General features: G+C 65.2%; 17 protein-coding genes. 10 read left to right on the top strand and 7 right to left on the bottom strand.

Annotated features, from left to right (window positions below):
* Both MOV74_RS13420 and MOV74_RS13425 read left to right on the top strand, forming a co-directional pair.
* Positions 1–1,104, top strand: a 1,104-nt coding sequence (locus tag MOV74_RS13420) for an acetyl-CoA C-acetyltransferase (protein ID WP_246922492.1), incomplete at its 5' end; no start/stop codon positions are given.
* A 345-nt stretch (positions 1,105–1,449) separates the two neighbouring features.
* On the top strand, positions 1,450–1,752 hold the full coding sequence (locus MOV74_RS13425; RefSeq protein WP_094891268.1) for an HU family DNA-binding protein: 303 nt from the start codon (positions 1,450–1,452) through the stop codon (positions 1,750–1,752).
* A gap of 72 nt (positions 1,753–1,824) precedes the next feature.
* Here MOV74_RS13425 and MOV74_RS13430 read toward each other — a convergent pair whose 3' ends face one another.
* From MOV74_RS13430 to MOV74_RS13450, 5 genes are all read right to left on the bottom strand, one after another.
* Entirely contained in the window at positions 1,825–1,980 is a 156-nt protein-coding gene (locus MOV74_RS13430; protein WP_246922494.1) for a hypothetical protein, read from the bottom strand.
* Between the two features lie 5 nt (positions 1,981–1,985).
* Positions 1,986–4,367 (bottom strand): endopeptidase La, encoded by a 2,382-nt coding sequence (gene lon, locus MOV74_RS13435; RefSeq protein WP_246922496.1) that lies wholly within the window; start codon positions 4,365–4,367, stop codon positions 1,986–1,988.
* A gap of 8 nt (positions 4,368–4,375) precedes the next feature.
* Positions 4,376–4,759 carry an Hsp20/alpha crystallin family protein gene (locus tag MOV74_RS13440; RefSeq protein ID WP_135161854.1) on the bottom strand — a complete coding sequence of 128 codons (384 nt, stop codon included), beginning with the start codon at positions 4,757–4,759 and terminating at the stop codon, positions 4,376–4,378.
* 232 nt (positions 4,760–4,991) lie between these two features.
* Positions 4,992–5,558 carry a ferritin-like domain-containing protein gene (locus MOV74_RS13445; protein ID WP_246922498.1) on the bottom strand — a complete coding sequence of 189 codons (567 nt, stop codon included), beginning with the start codon at positions 5,556–5,558 and terminating at the stop codon, positions 4,992–4,994.
* 111 nt (positions 5,559–5,669) lie between these two features.
* Positions 5,670–5,876, bottom strand: coding sequence for a hypothetical protein (locus MOV74_RS13450; RefSeq protein WP_246922500.1), 207 nt, complete (start codon positions 5,874–5,876; stop codon positions 5,670–5,672).
* A gap of 88 nt (positions 5,877–5,964) precedes the next feature.
* Here MOV74_RS13450 and MOV74_RS13455 point away from each other — a divergent pair, with 88 nt between their 5' ends.
* From MOV74_RS13455 to MOV74_RS13465, 3 genes are all read left to right on the top strand, one after another.
* Positions 5,965–6,591 (top strand): MarC family protein, encoded by a 627-nt coding sequence (locus MOV74_RS13455; protein WP_246922502.1) that lies wholly within the window; start codon positions 5,965–5,967, stop codon positions 6,589–6,591.
* A 161-nt stretch (positions 6,592–6,752) separates the two neighbouring features.
* Entirely contained in the window at positions 6,753–7,400 is a 648-nt protein-coding gene (locus MOV74_RS13460; protein WP_246922504.1) for an L-fuculose-phosphate aldolase, read from the top strand.
* A 13-nt stretch (positions 7,401–7,413) separates the two neighbouring features.
* On the top strand, positions 7,414–9,201 hold the full coding sequence (locus MOV74_RS13465) for a chloride channel protein (RefSeq protein ID WP_246922507.1): 1,788 nt from the start codon (positions 7,414–7,416) through the stop codon (positions 9,199–9,201).
* Between the two features lie 50 nt (positions 9,202–9,251).
* Here the strand turns inward: MOV74_RS13465 and MOV74_RS13470 are convergent, their stop codons facing one another.
* Positions 9,252–9,509 (bottom strand): DUF2798 domain-containing protein, encoded by a 258-nt coding sequence (locus MOV74_RS13470; protein WP_246922510.1) that lies wholly within the window; start codon positions 9,507–9,509, stop codon positions 9,252–9,254.
* A 314-nt stretch (positions 9,510–9,823) separates the two neighbouring features.
* Here MOV74_RS13470 and MOV74_RS13475 point away from each other — a divergent pair, with 314 nt between their 5' ends.
* The 5 genes from MOV74_RS13475 (at position 9,824) to uraD (ending at position 14,138) form a co-directional block, all read left to right on the top strand.
* Entirely contained in the window at positions 9,824–10,246 is a 423-nt protein-coding gene (locus tag MOV74_RS13475) for a hypothetical protein (RefSeq protein WP_246922513.1), read from the top strand.
* A 1,293-nt stretch (positions 10,247–11,539) separates the two neighbouring features.
* Positions 11,540–11,806, top strand: a complete 267-nt coding sequence (locus MOV74_RS13480) for a hypothetical protein (protein ID WP_246922515.1) — start codon at positions 11,540–11,542, stop codon at positions 11,804–11,806.
* Between the two features lie 89 nt (positions 11,807–11,895).
* Positions 11,896–12,309, top strand: coding sequence for a DUF3830 family protein (locus MOV74_RS13485; RefSeq protein ID WP_246922517.1), 414 nt, complete (start codon positions 11,896–11,898; stop codon positions 12,307–12,309).
* Entirely contained in the window at positions 12,310–13,245 is a 936-nt protein-coding gene (puuE, locus tag MOV74_RS13490) for an allantoinase PuuE (RefSeq protein ID WP_246922520.1), read from the top strand.
* A 5-nt stretch (positions 13,246–13,250) separates the two neighbouring features.
* Positions 13,251–14,138 (top strand): 2-oxo-4-hydroxy-4-carboxy-5-ureidoimidazoline decarboxylase, encoded by an 888-nt coding sequence (uraD, locus tag MOV74_RS13495; RefSeq protein WP_246922522.1) that lies wholly within the window; start codon positions 13,251–13,253, stop codon positions 14,136–14,138.
* Here the strand turns inward: uraD and MOV74_RS13500 are convergent.
* On the bottom strand, positions 14,135–16,393 hold a 2,259-nt coding region (locus tag MOV74_RS13500), incomplete at its 5' end, for a xanthine dehydrogenase family protein molybdopterin-binding subunit (RefSeq protein ID WP_246922524.1). The genes uraD and MOV74_RS13500 overlap by 4 nt on opposite strands.

Below are 16,393 nucleotides of genomic sequence, written 5' to 3' on the forward strand. Positions count from 1 at the left end.
ACCGGCATCAACACGGCCGACGTGGACGACATCGTCTGGGGCTGCAGCGCGCAGGTCGCGACGCAAGGCGGCGATCTCGGTCGGATGTCGGCGCTCGATGCCGGCTATGACGTGCGCGCCAGCGCCGTGACGCTCGACCGCTTCTGCGGAAGCGGCATCACCAGCGTCAACATGGCGGCAAGCTCGATCATGGCGGGCGCGGAAGACCTCGTCATCGCCGGCGGCTGCGAGATGATGTCGATGGAGGGACGCCGCGGCTCGGGTCCGATGATGATGGACAACGGTAATCTGCGCCTGCGCGCGCGGCATCCGCAGTCGCATCAGGGCGTCTGCGCGGACGCGATCGCGACGATGGAAGGCATCACGCGAAGGGACGTCGACGCGCTCGGGCTGGAGAGCCAGAAGCGCGCGGCGCACGCGATTGCGAACGGGCACTTCACCAAGAGCCTCGTGCCCGTCCACCGCGAGGACGGCAGCCTCGCGCTCGACCACGAGGAGTACCCGAGGCCGCAGACCACGATGGAAGGCCTCAGCAGCCTGAAGCCGGCATTCCCCGCGGTCGCGGACTACGCGCTCGACGACAAGGGCACGACCTATCGTGGCCTGATCCTGCAGCAGTACCCGGACCTGAATATCGACTTCGTCCACCACGCCGGCAACTCGTCCGGCGTGGTCGACGGCGCCGCCGCGATCCTGCTGGCCTCGCCCGCTTACGCCAGGGCGCACGGCCTTAAAGCCCGCGCCCGTGTCGTCGCGATGGCGAACATGGGGGACTCGCCGACCCTGATGCTGAACGCGCCGGTGCCGGCCACGCGCAAGGTGCTGGCGAAGGCGGGCCTCACCATCGACGACATCGACCTGTTCGAGATCAACGAGGCCTTTGCGGTGGTGGCGGAAAAATATATCCGTGACCTCAAGCTCGATCGCGCCAAGGTCAACGTCAACGGCGGCTCGATCGCACTCGGCCACCCCATCGGCGCCACCGGCTCGATCCTGATCGGCACCGTGCTCGACGAGCTCGAACGGCGCGATCTCAAGCGCGGTCTCGTCACCATGTGCGCCGCCGGCGGCATGGCGCCCGCCGTCATCATCGAGCGCGTCTAGCCAATCTCACCCTCGCTTTCTCCCTGCTTTTACGGGGAGGAAGAGCGGCTACGTGCGATCTAACCCTTATTTTTCAGGGTGAAACGCGCGCCTCCTTGCACAAAGAGACTGGTCGCCGCTTGTCGAAAGCGGCGAATCAGCTTTAGCAAGATGGCGTGCGGGCCTTTGAAACAAGGCAAAATCCGCTGCCCGAGGCTTCTCCCGCGCCGGAAGTAGCTAAAAAGCAGGGTTTTTTGCTACAGAGGGCCAAAAAAGCCCGTAAAACCGCGACAAAACCGTGCAGAAGGCTATAGGCCTTCGCCGGTTGGTCTAATATGCAACCGCCAACGAATCAGAGGAGACACGATGGCAACCCAAATGTCCAAATCGCAGTTGATCGAAAAGATTGCGACCGCCACCGAGCTTTCCAAGCGCGACGTCAAGAGCGTCATGGAGACGCTGACCGACGTCGGTCACAAGGAGCTCAAGAAGAACGGCCTGTTCCTGGTGCCGGGCTTCGCCAAGTTCGTGGTCATCAAGAAGCCCGCGACCAAGGCACGCAAGGGCACCAACCCGTTCACGGGCGAAGAGATGATGTTCAAGGCCAAGCCGGCCCGGAAGATCGTCCGCGCCCGTCCGGTCAAGGCCGCCAAGGACGCCGTGGGCTAACGACGCAAAGGCCCCCTCGGGTAGGAGGGGGCCTTTTGTTTGGGGCAGCCGCGAGGGCCTGAGACGGAGGGCTCAACCCTTGCGGCGCTTCACCCGGACCGGGATCGGTTGAAGCCGCGGCTCGGGTCCTGCAAGCGCATCGCGCACCCGGTCAATGGCACGATCGAGCAGCTGGCGCAGCCGCTGCGTGTTCCGAGATTGCTTCGCTTCTTCCAGCAGTTTCTTCATCGCATTCACTCCGCCGCCTCGACCTTTGCCTCGACCGGCTCGAGCGCCGCGGCGATGGCTTCGTCGACGCGCTCCAGCCAGATGAATTCGAGGTTGTCCCGCGCGCTCTTCGGGATGTCGTCATAGTCCCGCTTGTTGCGCGCCGGCAGCATCACCCGCTTCAAGCCGGCAGCAGCCGCAGCGACCACCTTCTCCTTGATGCCGCCGACCGGCAGCACCAGGCCGCGCAGCGAGATCTCGCCGGTCATCGCCGTATCGCTCCTCACCGTACGATTGGTGAGCAGCGACGTCAGCGCCGTGAACATCGCAACGCCCGCGCTCGGCCCGTCCTTCGGGGTCGCGCCCGCGGGAACATGAACGTGGATGTCGCTCTTCTCGAACACCTGGGGATCGATGCCGAGCTGCGACGCCTTGCTCTTCACCAGCGTCAGCGCAGCCTGCACGCTCTCGCGCATGACCTCGCCGAGCTGGCCGGTCAGGATCATCCCGCCACGGCCGGGCACACGCGAAGCCTCGATGAACAGGATGTCGCCGCCGACAGGCGTCCAGGCAAGGCCGGTGGCCACGCCCGGAATGCTGGTGCGCTGCGCGATCTCGCCTTCGAAGCGCGGCTGGCCCAGCACAATGGCGATGTCCTTCGTTCCCACCACGATCTTCGCGGCCGTGCCCTCGGCGACCTGCACCGCGGCATGCCGGAACAGCTTGCCGATCTCGCGCTCGAGGTTACGCACGCCGGCCTCGCGGGTGTACCCCTTGACCACCAGCTTCAGCGCCTCCGGCTCGATCTCGGCCTGCTCGGCCGAGAGGCCGTTGGCCTCCAGCTGCCGCCGCACCAGATAGCGGCGCGCGATCTCCAGCTTCTCGTCCTCGGTGTAGCCGGCGAGGCTGATCAGCTCCATGCGGTCCAAGAGCGGACCCGGGATCTGGTCCAGCATGTTGGCGGTCGCGATGAACACCACGCGCGAGAGGTCGAAGGGCACGCCCAGGTAATTGTCCCGGAACGTCCCGTTCTGCTCGGGGTCGAGCACCTCCAGCATGGCAGCCGACGGATCGCCCTGCACGCCGCGGCCCATCTTGTCGATCTCGTCCAGCATCATGACGCAGTTGCGGCTGCCGGCCTTCTTGATGCCCTGGATGATGTTGCCGGGCAGCGCGCCGATATAGGTGCGCCGGTGGCCGCGGATCTCGGCCTCGTCATGCACGCCGCCCAGGCTGACGCGCACGAAGGGGCGATCCATCGCGCGTGCGATGGATTGTCCCAGCGAGGTCTTGCCGACGCCGGGCGGGCCGACGAAGCACAGGATCGGGGCCTTGCCCTGCGGTGCGAGCTTGCGCACCGCCAGATATTCGATGATCCGGCTCTTGATCTTCTCCAGGCCGAAATGGTCGGCATCCAGGATGGCTCGCGCCTCCTTGATGTCGATCGGCTTCTCCGCGGGCAGCGCCCAGGGCAGCTCGATCAGCCAGTCGAGATAGGTGCGGACCATGCCGGCTTCGCCGGCGGCCTCAGGCATGCGTTCATAGCGGCGCAGCTCCTTCCTGGCGTGCGCGTCCGCCTCGGGCGGCATGTTGGCCTTGGCGATGGCGGACGTCAGCTCGGCGACCTCGGCCGCCTTGCCGTCGCCTTCGCCGAGCTGGCGCTGAATGGTCGCCATCTGCTCACGCAGGATCGCCTCGCGCTGCCGCTCGTCGAAGGAGGCCTTGGTCTTCTGGCCGATCTCGTTGGAGATGCGCAGCACCTCCAGCCGCTCGGCCAGATGCTTGGACACCTTCTCGACGCGCAAGGCGAGGTCGATGGTCTCCAGCACCTCCTGCTTGTCCTGCGGCTTGATGTCCATGAACGAGGTGGCCAGATCCGCCAGCGCGCCGGGCGCACTGGTGCCCTGGAACATCGCGGCCAGCTCGGGCGGCGCCTGCGGCAACAGCTCGATCGCCTCGATCGCCTGGCGCTGCAGGTTCAAGGCGCGCGCCTCGATCTCGGGCGAATTCGTGGTCGGCTCGGGGATCTGCTGGATCCGCGCGGCCGGGAACGGCGTCCCCGGCAGGAAGTCGAGGATGCGCGCGCGCTGCACGCCCTGACAGACGATGTGATGGGTGCCGTCGGGCGCGGTGATGTAGCGCACGATGTTGGCGATGGTCGCAACGCGATAGAGGTCGTCCGGTCCGGGCTCCTCGGTCTCGGGGCTGCGCTGCAGGACGATGCCGACCGGCCGCTGCTCGCGCAGCGCCTGCTGCGCGGCGGCGATGGACTTGGCACGGCCGATTGTGATCGGCGCGATGGCGCCGGGGAACAGCACCATCTCGCGCACGGGGATGACGATCAGCGCGTCGTCGGGGATCTTCACGTCGTTATTGGTCTGTTCGTTGTTCATCTGTTCGGTGGCCATGATCGACCTCAGGATTTTGCAAGGCGCAGCGCGACGCAGCCGTCCATCACGAAGCGGCTGATGGCGTAGCGGCCGAGGGGCAATGCAATGCGGCGCTCAAAACGCCCCTGCGGCAGCTCGAGCCGGTGGATGCGAGCGTTGCGGAGCTCCGGCGGAAGGGTGCGTTGACCGGAGATGACGAGCACGCCGTCATGGATGACCGTCTCGACATTGTCCGGATTGACGCCGGGGAGCGCGACCAGGATCAGCAGCTCGTGCTCGGTCTCGAGCACGTCGATCGGCGGCTCCCAGCAGGCTTCCTGGCGGCCGAACTGCTGGCGCAGCCGGTCGGCGCGGGTCAGCGAGTCCAGGGCTTCGGACAGCATCCAGTCGAGGGGATTTTTCGGTTGCATGATGCGGGACTCGGGGGTGGGGAAGCCTGCATATGGGGCTGGTTCCCGGGAAATCCAGCCCGGCGGCGCGCACGTGCCATGCAGGTCGTGCGATCCGAAAAGCAAACGCCGCGGCACGGCCCAAAAAAGCAAACGCTGCGGCATGGCCCAAAAAGGCAAACGCCGCGGCATGGCCCAAAAAGGCAAACGCCGCGGCATGGCCGCGGCGTTCTGTCATAGAGCGGGCACGGCGTCAGGCCGCGGCGCGGTACTCTTCCTCCGCTTCGAGGTTGATCACGGACGTCGCGAGCTCCGTCAGCGCGTGATCAGTCGCCTCTTCCTCGTCCAGCGTCGCCTGCAGCAGCCTTGCTGCGTCCGGCATGCCGAGCTCCTCGGCCCAGGTGCGCAGCGTGCCGTAGCGGGAGATTTCGTAATGCTCGACTGCCTGGGCGGCCGCGAGCAGACCCGCATCGAGCGCCGGTGCGCCCTTGAACTCCTTCATGATCTCGGCGCCCTCGTCGGTAATGCCGTTGATGGCTTCGCACGGCTTGCCGCGTGCAGGCTTGCCCAGCATCTTGAAGACCTGGTCCAGCCGCTTGACCTGGCCCTGGGTCTCGCGCAGGTGCTTGTTGAAGGCGGCGGCCAGCTCTTTCGAATGCGCTGCCTTCGCCATCTTGGGCAAGGTCTTGATGATCTTGTTCTCGGCGAAATAGATGTCCTTCAGCGTCTCCAGAAACAGGTCGCTGAGCATCTTCGGCGCCTGACGCGGCCGACGCGCCGCCGTCTTCTTGGTTGTGCGCTTCTTGGTTCGTTTGGCCATACATCCTCCTCTTGAGGTGACACGGGAAGGCCTCGCCCTCCTCAATCCTCAGGCGATCAAAGCCGTTTGATGAACGAAAGTTCCAAACCGCGACGCGCGCGTGGCGGTCGCTCAGGTCGGGCGCTTGTAGGGATCTTCCTGGCGCTGCCGCTCTTCCGTTGCGCGATCGAGCCGTGCGCGCTCGCCGCGGCGCAGGTGGCCGGCCTTCATCACGCCATAGATGAGGACCCCGCCGAGCACGAAAGCTCCGATGAACCAGAGCCAGAGCAGATTGGCCGAGAGCTGGCCAAGAAGCATTCCGATTCCACTATCGCTCATTGTCGTCTCCAGTGATTTGCAAAGCGGTGGCGCTGGGCTAAGTCTGCCCGGAAGCCATCGTTCCAGCGTCCGAGGACCACGCCGACACATGCTCGACTTCGCCCTGTCCGCCTTCGTGACGCTGCTGCTGGTGGTCGATCCGGTCGGCCTCGCGCCGGCCTTTCTGGCCGCCACCGGCGGCATGCCCGACAAGGTCAAGCGCACGATCGCGTTGCGGGCGCCGCTGATCGCCGCCTCGATCCTGGTGGTGATCGCGCTGGTCGGAAACTGGCTGCTGCGCCAGCTCGGGATCGGCATCCCCGCCTTCCAGATCGCCGGCGGGCTGCTGTTGTTCGGCGTGTCCTACCAGATGATCTTCGGCGATCGTCCGCATCGCGAGGCCCGCGAGGCCGACAAGGCGACGTCCGAGCACGCTTCCGACGTCGCGGTGTTTCCCCTGGCCATCCCCATGATGGCCGGCCCCGGCGCGATTGCGACCACGCTGCTCCTTTCCGGCGATGCCGGCCATGGAAGGAGGCTCGCGATCATCATCGCGGTCGTCGTCTCGGTCTGCCTGCTCTGCATGCTGTGTTTCGTCTCGGCTCAGCTGATCGCGCGCACCCTCGGGCGCACCGGAAATGCCGTGCTCTCGCGCGTCCTCGGCATGCTGCTCGCCGCCTATTCGGTGCAGTTCGTGATCAACGGGATTGCGGCCGTCCGGACCAGCCTGTCATAGGGCTGCGATATCAAGTGAATCCGTCGATTTTGCCGTCCGTTTCGCGGTTTGGCAGGAGCCTCGCCAATGCGGCACCGGATCCGGGCCGCTTTCGCTTGCACTGCCATGTTGCTTTGACGTACTTCGGGTCTAACAAGACCACGTCAGGAAACCGGGATGCGATGACTGCGGACGAGCTCGCCAAGAGACAGGCCATCATCGACGCTTGCCGGCGCATGAACGCGCTCGGCATCAACCAGGGCACCTCGGGCAATATCTCTGTCCGGCATGTGGACGGGCTTCTGGTCACGCCGACCAGCGTGCCCTATGAGGCCATGACGCCGGACCAGATCGTCTTCATGGCCATGGACGGCGCACACGCGCCCGATCAGAAGCCGTCGAGCGAATGGCGGTTTCATCGCGACATCCTGAAGTCGCGACCCGACGTCAACGCCGTGGTGCATGCCCATCCGACCTATTGCACCATCCTGGCGATCATGGGCATGGAGATTCCGCCGGTGCACTACATGATCGCGGCGGCCGGCGGCGACAGCATCCGCTGCGCGCCCTATGCGACGTTCGGAACCGTGGAGCTGTCCGACCATGCGGTGCGGGCGCTGGAGGGGCGGCTTGCCTGCCTGCTCGACCATCACGGCATGATCGCGATTGGCAAGACGCTGGACAAGGCGATGTGGCTGGCCGTCGAGGTCGAGACGCTGGCGCGGCAATATCACGGCTGCCTCCAGATCGGACAACCGCCGTTGCTTCCCAGCGACGAGATCGAGCGGGTCCGCCAGCGCATGGCCGGCTACGGCCTGTCGGAAGAATAGGGCAGGGCAAAAGGTGTTCGTGCGGATCAGGCATCTCGTTGATCGCAAGGGAACGAACCGGACCATGGTTCGGCTTCGCGCTCTCTTGCGCAGCAACGAGTTCTACCTGATCCCGCTCTCGCTGGTGATCGGCACGCTGGCCGGAGCGGTCGTGACGTTGATGGCCGAGATCGCGCAGATCTCGCATGTGGTGATCTACGGCATCCCCATCGACGTGCGCCTCTCGTCCAACGCCTATGTGAGTCCCTGGGCCGCGCTGCTCGCCCCTGCGCTCGGCGGGCTCGCGCTCGGTATCATGGAATGGTCGCGGCGGCGCATGAAGATTTCAAGCGCGGTCGACCCGATCGAGGCGAACGCGCTGCGCGGCGGCAATCTGTCGATGCGGGACAGCGTCATCGTGTCGAGCCAGACGCTGATCTCCAACGGCTGCGGCGCCTCGGTCGGCCTCGAGGCGGGCTATACCCAGATCGGCTCGGGGATCGCCTCGCTGTTCGGCAAGTTCTTCAATCTGCGCCGCAACGATCTGCGCCTGATGGTCGGTTGCGGCGCTGCCGCGGCGATCGCGGCGGCGTTCGGTGCGCCGATCACCGGTGCCTTCTATGCCTGTGAGCTGATCGTCGGCGTCTATTCGGTCGGCAGCGCGGCGCCGATCCTGGCTGCCTCGCTCGCCGGCGCGTTGACCGCGCAATGGCTCGGCGGCGCGCCCTATTCGTTGGAGATACCCAAGGTCAGCGCCGTCGGCGTCGAGCAATATTTGGCGCTGATCGGGCTCGCGCTCATCACCAGCGGCGTCGGCATCGCCGTGATGCGCTCCTCCCCGATGTTCGAGCGGCTGTTCAAATGGCTGCCGGTTTGGCTGCGGCCGGTGTTTGGCGGCCTCATCGTCGGCGGTTTCGCGATTGTCACGCCGCAGGTGCTGGCGGCCGGCCATGGCGCCATGGTTCTTGATCTCTTTCACGAGATGGCGATCGGCATGATCGCGCTGATCATCGCCTTGAAGGTGACCGCCTGCCTGATCTCGCTCGCCTCGGGCTTCCGCGGCGGCCTGTTCTTCGCTTCGCTGTTCGTGGGCAGCCTGATCGGAAAGTTCTTTGCCGCGGTGCTGCTCTTGATCAGTCCGAACTTCGCGATCGATCCGCTGGTCGCAATGCTGACGGGCATGGCGACGCTCGGGGTCGCCATCGTCGGCGGCCCGCTGACCATGTCGTTCCTGGTGCTCGAGATGACCCGCAATGTCGACGTCACCGCCGTGGTGCTCGCCGGTTGCATCGTCACCTCGATCTGCGTCCGCTTCATGTTCGGCCACTCCTTCTCGACCTGGCGCCTGCATCTGCGCGGCGAGACCATCCGCAGCGCCAACGACGTCGGCTGGCTGCGCAATCTCACCGTCGAGCGGCTGATGCGCTCCGACGTCGGCAAGGTGCCCTCGACCACGACGATTGCCGCGGTGCGCCGCGAGTTCGCGCTGGGCTCGCGGCCGGGAATCGTCATCGTCAACAATGCCGACGAATATGTCGGCCTCGTCCTGCTGCCCGATTTGTTCTCCAGCGACCTCGACACCATCGCCGACGACATCCAGGTGATCGAGCTTGCCGGCCTGATCGACATCGTGCTGATCCCGGAAATGAACGTGAAGTCGGCGATGGCGGTGTTCGACGAGGCCGAGGCCGAGATGCTGGCGGTGGTCGATTCCACCGACAGCCGCAAGGTGGTCGGATTCCTCACCGAGAGCTTCGTCCGCCGCCGCTATGTCGAGGAGATCGACAAGGCGACGCGCGGCGTGCTCGGCGCGCTGTCGTAAAATCAGTTGGAGGCGGGACGGCGGGTTCAATCCGCCGCCGTCCGCGCCGGTTATCGGCCTGGTTGAGATGGGGCCGCGACGAGCAGCGTCACGATGCGCCGGACCACCGGCAGCACCACGAGCAGCGTTGGAAAGGCGACCAGCCAGGACAGGGCCCAGGCGCCGGGCCACGTCGCGAGGAACGCCGGCGTTGCGCCGAGGCTCCGAAGCGTCGAAATGACCGACACCACGGCCGTCATGAGGATGGACAGCACGAATGGCATCACGATCGGCGCATAACGCGCCGGCAGTTTGCGAACCGCAATCATCTGATTTCTCTCGGGGAAAAGGACGCGTCGATCACGGTGAACCCTCAAATGGCATCGATCCCGACGGCGTCGGTTGATGCGTTGGTTCACGTAAAACGCTTACGGCGACCGAAAAACGGCGCGCCTGTTCATTATCCGCTCAGGTTCGGTGGTTCAAGCTGCGATTTGGTCGTTCGTTTACAATCGTTCAAAGCGTGGCGGATTGCCGCGAACGTGAAACCATCTCAATGGTTTGCGCATTAAACAGGGTTTGCATATCTCTTCGTTGGGCAAGAATTAGGCAAGAACTTAGGCAAGAGCATAGGAAGGTCAAAATGACTGTTGGACCCGTGATTTCTGCAGCCGGCCGCAACATGGTGCTGGCCGCGTTCACAAGCCTCGCATTGGTCGCAAGCTCCATATCGCCCTCGGCTGCGGCGTCCCCGGGACCGGCTGAGCCGATATCCGCAAAGCCTGTCACGGCCGGGCAGGGCTCCTCCGACGTCACCGATTTCAGCGCAGCCCGCCGTCGCTACTATCGGCGCGGGCCGAATGCCGCCGGTCTGGCCTTCATGGGCCTTGCGGCGGGCGTGATCGGCGGTGCGATCGCCGAGAGCCGGCGCCGCGACTATTACGAGAACCACTATTATTACGGCTCGCGTCCTTACTACGGCGGTCAGGGCTATTATGGTGGTCCGGGCTACGGCGGCGGCAGTCCGTTCTATTACGATCCGGGCTACCGCTACGGGCCGTATTGAGCGATCATTTCGACGCTGCCCGGATTGGGTTGCACGAAAGAGGGCGGTGCTTTGTGCCGCCCTTTTTGCTGCGTCGGTATTGTTGTAGCCGGATGGAGCCAACGGGTCGGCGCGAAGCGCCGCCCGATGACAGGCTCCGCGCAATCCGGGGCCGCTCGCGCGGTATCTTGCACTGTCCCGGATATCGCTGCGCTCATCCGGGCTACGCGACCGCGCCTGTGTCGCCCTCTGTCAATGCACTTCCGCAAAAATATTCCACTTTACCGAAATTCGGTTTTGTCGTATGTGTCGCTCATCCCGGCTCATCCAAGAGGGGCGATCTTGTGTCGTCACGCATCGCGAGCCGGGCCTGCGGTGGACGCGGCAGCGTCGGCACGAGAGGTGCGGGCAGGGCGGGTAGTCCCTGTGAGCCCGCGGCTTCGTGCAGACGAGCGGCGCTGTTAGGTTCGTCTCGCCTGTAAGTTTCCGGCTCCGTCGACAGGGCTGGGAATACTGCGGCGAAATGGCGGGCCGTGCGTACGGCAAAACCGTGTGGTCCTGGCCGTCGTTGCCACGGTCAAGCTCTTGCGGAGATGCGAGCGAGCCCAACCGGGCAGACTGCATCATCCAATTCGCGGGGCGAGGGAGGCCAAAGGAAAGTTCGGCTCCCGGGAGATCACGGCATAAGCCGTCCGACCATCGCGCAGGGAAGGCCGAGTGTTCGGCGCCACCTGTATGCTGCTGTGCGGTCTTCTTGCGCTACATTTCGCGCAGCAGACCGCGGGTGCGAGCTGGCACCCGGCCTTCCCTGCGCCCTCTTGGATTTGAGGGTGGCGAGATGAAGCAAAGCTCGGGCGAATTAAGTCGCGAGGCTGCGAAGGCGTGTCTGCGATTCGATCTGCCTGCCACAAACCCGATCTCGTAGGGTGGGCAAAGCGCAGCGTGCCCACGCATCTATCGCCGCATCTGAAAGGTCGTGGGCACGGCGCTATGCGCCTTTGCCCACCCTACGGCATCGCGGCCGGGATGTGGACTGGAGTATTGCGATGCCGCCTCATACTCCGTCATTGCGAGCGCAGCGAAATCAATCCAGAATCCCTCCGCGGAGAGACTCCGAATTGTTTCCGCCTTCGCCAAAGGCTTCGGCGGACACGTCAGTGCGCTGCAGAGCCGGGGCCCATCTCGCCGCATTGTACCATGCGCTCTCTGGGTTGGCGCATCCGGCCAATTATTCGGCAATCGCGCCCGTTGGCGCCGATGGACTTGCCCCCGGCAATCCGGTTCAATGGGCTAATGCTGCGTGAGGCGACAACGATGTCGAGATATCTGCTAGTCCTGCTGCTGCTGGCTTCCCCGGCGGCCGCGCAAGCCAAAACGCCGAAGACCAATGCGGCGCATCCCGATCCCTGTGCCCCGATCGGGCGTACCGCGGATGGCAAGCTGGTCTACGCCATGACATGCGAGACCCTGCCGGCGCCGCCCCCGCAAGCGGAACTGAAGGAGGCGCCGCTGCCCGCCGCCGAGCCGGAACCGGAGACGCGGCGGAGCGGCATTTTCGGCTGGTCCTACGACCGCAGGTGATGCGGCCGCGGCACTTGCGCGAAGCTGTCGGGAGTGCTCTTTGCTTGAAAGTGTTCCGTGGGCCACCGGCCCCGATTCAGAGAGATGAGATGGGCAAACTCGCTATCCGTGCGGGCGATTTCAGCTTCGATGCCCGCTTCGAGGAGCAACTGGCACCCAAGACCGTCGCCGCCTTCCGCAAGGTGCTGCCGTTCGAAAGCCACATCATCCATGTGCGTTGGAGCGGCGAGGGCGTGTGGATGCCGCTCGGCGATCTCGACTTCGGCGTCGGCTACGAGAACCACACGAGCTACCCCGCGCCCGGTCAGATCATCCTCTATCCCGGCGGCATCAGCGAGACCGAGATCCTGCTGGCCTATGGCAGCGTCCACTTCGCGAGCAAGATGGGCCAGCTCGCCGGCAACCACTTCATCACGCTGACCTCGGGCCTGGAGAATCTTGCGACGCTGGGCAAGAGCGTGCTGTGGAAGGGCGCCCTGCCGATCCGCTTCGAGGAAGTCTAAGTGGCCGACATAAGCTACCCGCGCGATCTCCGCGGTTACGGCCGCAACCCGCCGCATCCAGAGTGGCCCGGCAACGCGCGGGTCGCGGTGCAGTTCGTCGTCAATTTCGAGGAAGGCGGCGAGAACAACATCCTGCACGGCGACCGCGCCTCGGAAGCGTTTCTGTCCGACGTGCTCGGCGCGCAGCCCTGGCCGGGCCAGCGTCATGCCAACATCGAATCGATGTTCGAATATGGCTCGCGCGCCGGCTTCTGGCGGCTGTGGCGGATGTTCACCGCGCGCAACTGGCCGGCCACCGTGTTCGGCGTCGCCACCGCGCTCAAGCGCAACCCGGAGATCGTAGCTGCCATGAAGGAGGCGGGCTGGGATATCGCCAGCCATAGCCTGAAATGGATCGAGCACAAGGACATGACCGAGGCGCAGGAGCGCGCCGAGATCGCGGAAGCGATCCGCGTCCATACCGAAGCCACCGGTTCGCGCCCCCTCGGCTGGTACACCGGGCGCTCCTCGATCAATACCAACCGTCTGCTGATGGAGGAAGGCGGCTTCCTCTATCTCTGCGACTCCTATGCCGACGATCTGCCCTATTGGATCAAGGGTGCGAGCGGCAAGCAGCTCATCATTCCCTATACGCTAGACGCCAATGACATGCGCTTCATCAATCCGCAGGGCTTTGCCGAAGGCGAGCAGTTCTTCACCTATCTGAAGGATGCCTTCGACGTGCTCTATGCCGAAGGCGAGAGCGCGCCGAAGATGATGTCTGTGGGCCTGCACTGCCGCCTCGCCGGCCGGCCCGGCCGCGCTGCCGGGTTGATCCGCTTCCTGGATTACATCGGCAAGCACGAGCGCGTCTGGGTGCCGACGCGATTGCAGATCGCGCAGCACTGGCACGACAAGCATGCGCACCTCGCGACCAATGCCTTCGAGATCGGTTGAGGACGATGTCGCAGATCTCGCTGGCCGATCTCAACGCAGCAAGCAACGCCGATTTCGTTGCGGCGCTCGCCAACGTCGTCGAATATTCGCCGTGGATCGCCGAGCAGCTTGCCGGCAAGCGACCGTTTAGCGGTATCAACCAATTGCACACAGCGCTGATGGCGGCGATCCAGAGCGCCGAGCCGGACGCACAGCTCGCGCTGATCCGGGCGCATCCCGATCTCGCCAACAAGACACAGCGCGCCGCAGGGCTGACGGCGGAATCGACCGACGAGCAGAACAGCGCCGGGCTCGACCGGCTCTCGGAAGCCGAGTACGCGGCTTTCGAGCGCGTCAACAACGCCTACCGCGACAAGTTCGGCTTCCCCTATATCGTCTGCGTGCGCCGTCACACCAAGGATTCTGTGCTGCGCGATTTCGAGATCCGGTTGCGCAATATCGCCAAGACCGAGACGCGGCGTGCGATCGAGGAAATCGGCCGCATCTCCGCGCTGCGGCTGGATCAGCTCGTCATTGCCGACGACAAGTTGAAGGTGCATGGCCGGTTGTCGACGCATGTGCTGGACAATCACATTGGCAAGCCCGCGGCGGGCATCCCGATTGAGCTGGTGGAGCTGGTGAGTCTCGGCGAGAACCGCGTCATCGCACGCGCGGTGACCAATGCCGACGGTCGCACCGACCAGCCGTTGATCGGCGGCCGCCCGCTGCCGATCGGCCGCTACGAGCTCAGATTCAGCGTTGCCAAATATTACGCCGAACGCAATGTGCCGCTGTCCGACCCGCCGTTCCTCGATGAAATCCCGCTGCGCTTTGCGATCAGCGAGCCGGAAGCCCACTATCACGTTCCGTTGCTGGTCACGCCGTGGAGCTATTCGACCTATCGCGGCAGCTAGCTGCCGAACTTGTCGAGCAATGCCGGAAACAGCCGGTCCGGCTTGAACGGGGGTGCGGTGAAGCGGATGCCGGTGGCGTTGGCGATTGCGTTGCCGAGCGCGGCGGCGACCGGATTATAGGGGCTCTCGCTCATCGATTTGGCGCCGAGCGGCCCGATCGTGTCGGACGTGTCGGCGAAGAACACCTCCGTGCGCGGCACATCGGCGAAAGAGGGCAGGTGGTAGTCGCGGAATTTCGGGTTGGCGACGCGGCCGTTGGCGTCGATCACCATCTCCTCGTAGAGCGCGGCGCCGAGCGCCTGCGCGACGCCGCCTTCGACCTGACCACGGCACTGCATGGGATTGGCCACGATTCCCGCGTCCGCCGCCTGCACGCTCCTGAGAATCCTGAGCTCGCCGGTGCCCTTGTTCACCGCGACGCGAAACCCCTGGACGTTGAAGCCGACCGAACGCGGCGTGCCCTCGGAATTGCCGCTGCTCGCGAATGGCTGCCCGCGTTCGCGCGCCAGCTTGACCAGCTCCGTAAAAGGCATGCGCCGGACGCCGCTGACGACCGCATTGTCCTCGAGCACACAGGCCTGAACGTCGCACAGCCACGCACCGGCGGCCGCCGCCTTCAGCTCGGTCGCAAGCTGCATGGAAGCCGCATGGGTCGCCTTGCCCGCAACGAAAGTGCCCGCACTGCCATAGGCGCCGGTGTCGTGGCCGCCGTGGGCCGTGTCGGACTGGCGCAGGCGGATCCTGTCGACCGTTGTCGCCAGCGTGGTTGCCGCGATCTGCCGATGCACCGTGCTGGTGCCGTTGCCGAACTCTGCGGTGCCGACGGTGAGGTCGAAACTGCCGTCCTCGCTGAGCGCGATCATGGCGTCGGCGATGTGCCCGGCCGGCGGCGCGGAGTCGATCATGGTGAGGGCGATGCCCTCGCCGATCAGCCATTCCGGCGAAAGCTCCGGCTGCGGGCCATCGGGCTGCATGGCGCGCTCGACGAGGTCGAGGCATTGGTCGAGGCCGTAGGACCCATAGACGACGTCGTGAAATTCGGATGGCGGCGGCGACAGCATGGGGTCGCCGTCCCTCACGATGTTGCGCCGGCGCATCTCGTAGGGGCTGATGCCGAGCTGCCTCGCCAACTCGTCGATGGCGGCTTCGATCGCGATCTGGGTTTGGGGCAGGCCGTAGCCGCGAAACGCGCCCGCCGGCACCGTGTTGGTATAAACCGCAAAGCCATCGACCCGCTTGTTCGGACAATTGTAGACGGCGATCGACTCGGACAGCGAGTGAAACATCACGGGTCCGGCATGATTGCCGTAAGCGCCGGTATTGGAGAGCACGTCGAGCTTGAGCGCGGTGAGCTTGCCGTCGGCGTCGGCACCGGCCTTGATATGGACCCGCATCGGATGCCGCGTCGAGGTCGCAATGAACTGCTCCTCGCGGGTGAACTCCAGCTTCACGGGCCGGCCGGTCCTCAGCGCAGCGAGGGCCAGGATGTCCTCGACAAACATCTCCTGCTTGCCGCCAAAGCCGCCGCCGACACGCTCGCAGAACACGCGGACCTTGTCCATGGGGAGCTCAAAGATGTCCGACAGCGCGCGCCGGGTCAGGAACGGGACCTGGGTCGAGGTGCGGACGTTGAGCACGCCCGAAGGATCGAGCCAGGCGAGCCCGCCATGAGTCTCCAGCGCCGCATGCTGCACGCGATGGCTGTGGAAGGTGGCTTCGTAAGTGACGGCGGACGTGGCGAGCGCCGCCGCGACGTCGCCGATCTCGCCATGGGTCTCCGCCGCGAGATTGCGCTGGGGATCGGCGATGCGGTTCGCGGTGGTACGGTCAGGATGAATGACGGTTGCGCCCGGCGCCATCGCCTGTTCCGGATCGATCAGCGCAGGCAAAATCTCGTAGTCCACCTTAAGCCGGCGGCATGCCTCCTCCGCGGCGGCTTCGCTCTCGGCGACGATTGCGGCAACCCGCTGTCCGATGAAGCGGACGACGTCGTCGAGGACGCGAGTGTCCTCGGGGTCCATCCAGTCCTTTTCGTGCCGCGCGGTCGAGATCAGAACCGATGGCGCGTCCTCATGCGTCAGCACCGCGTGCACGCCGGGAACGCGAAGGGCGTCCGATTTGTCGATCGCGACGATCCTGGCGTGGGCGTGAGGCGACCGCACCAGCTTGATGTGCAGCAGGCCGTCGATGGCGGTGTCGAAGGTGTAGCGGGCCGTGCCGCGCACGATGTCGGGCCCCGCCGGTGCCGGCAGGCT

This window comes from Bradyrhizobium sp. SHOUNA76, from assembly GCF_023006445.1.
In the GTDB taxonomy this organism is placed as follows: Bacteria; Pseudomonadota; Alphaproteobacteria; order Rhizobiales; family Xanthobacteraceae; genus Bradyrhizobium.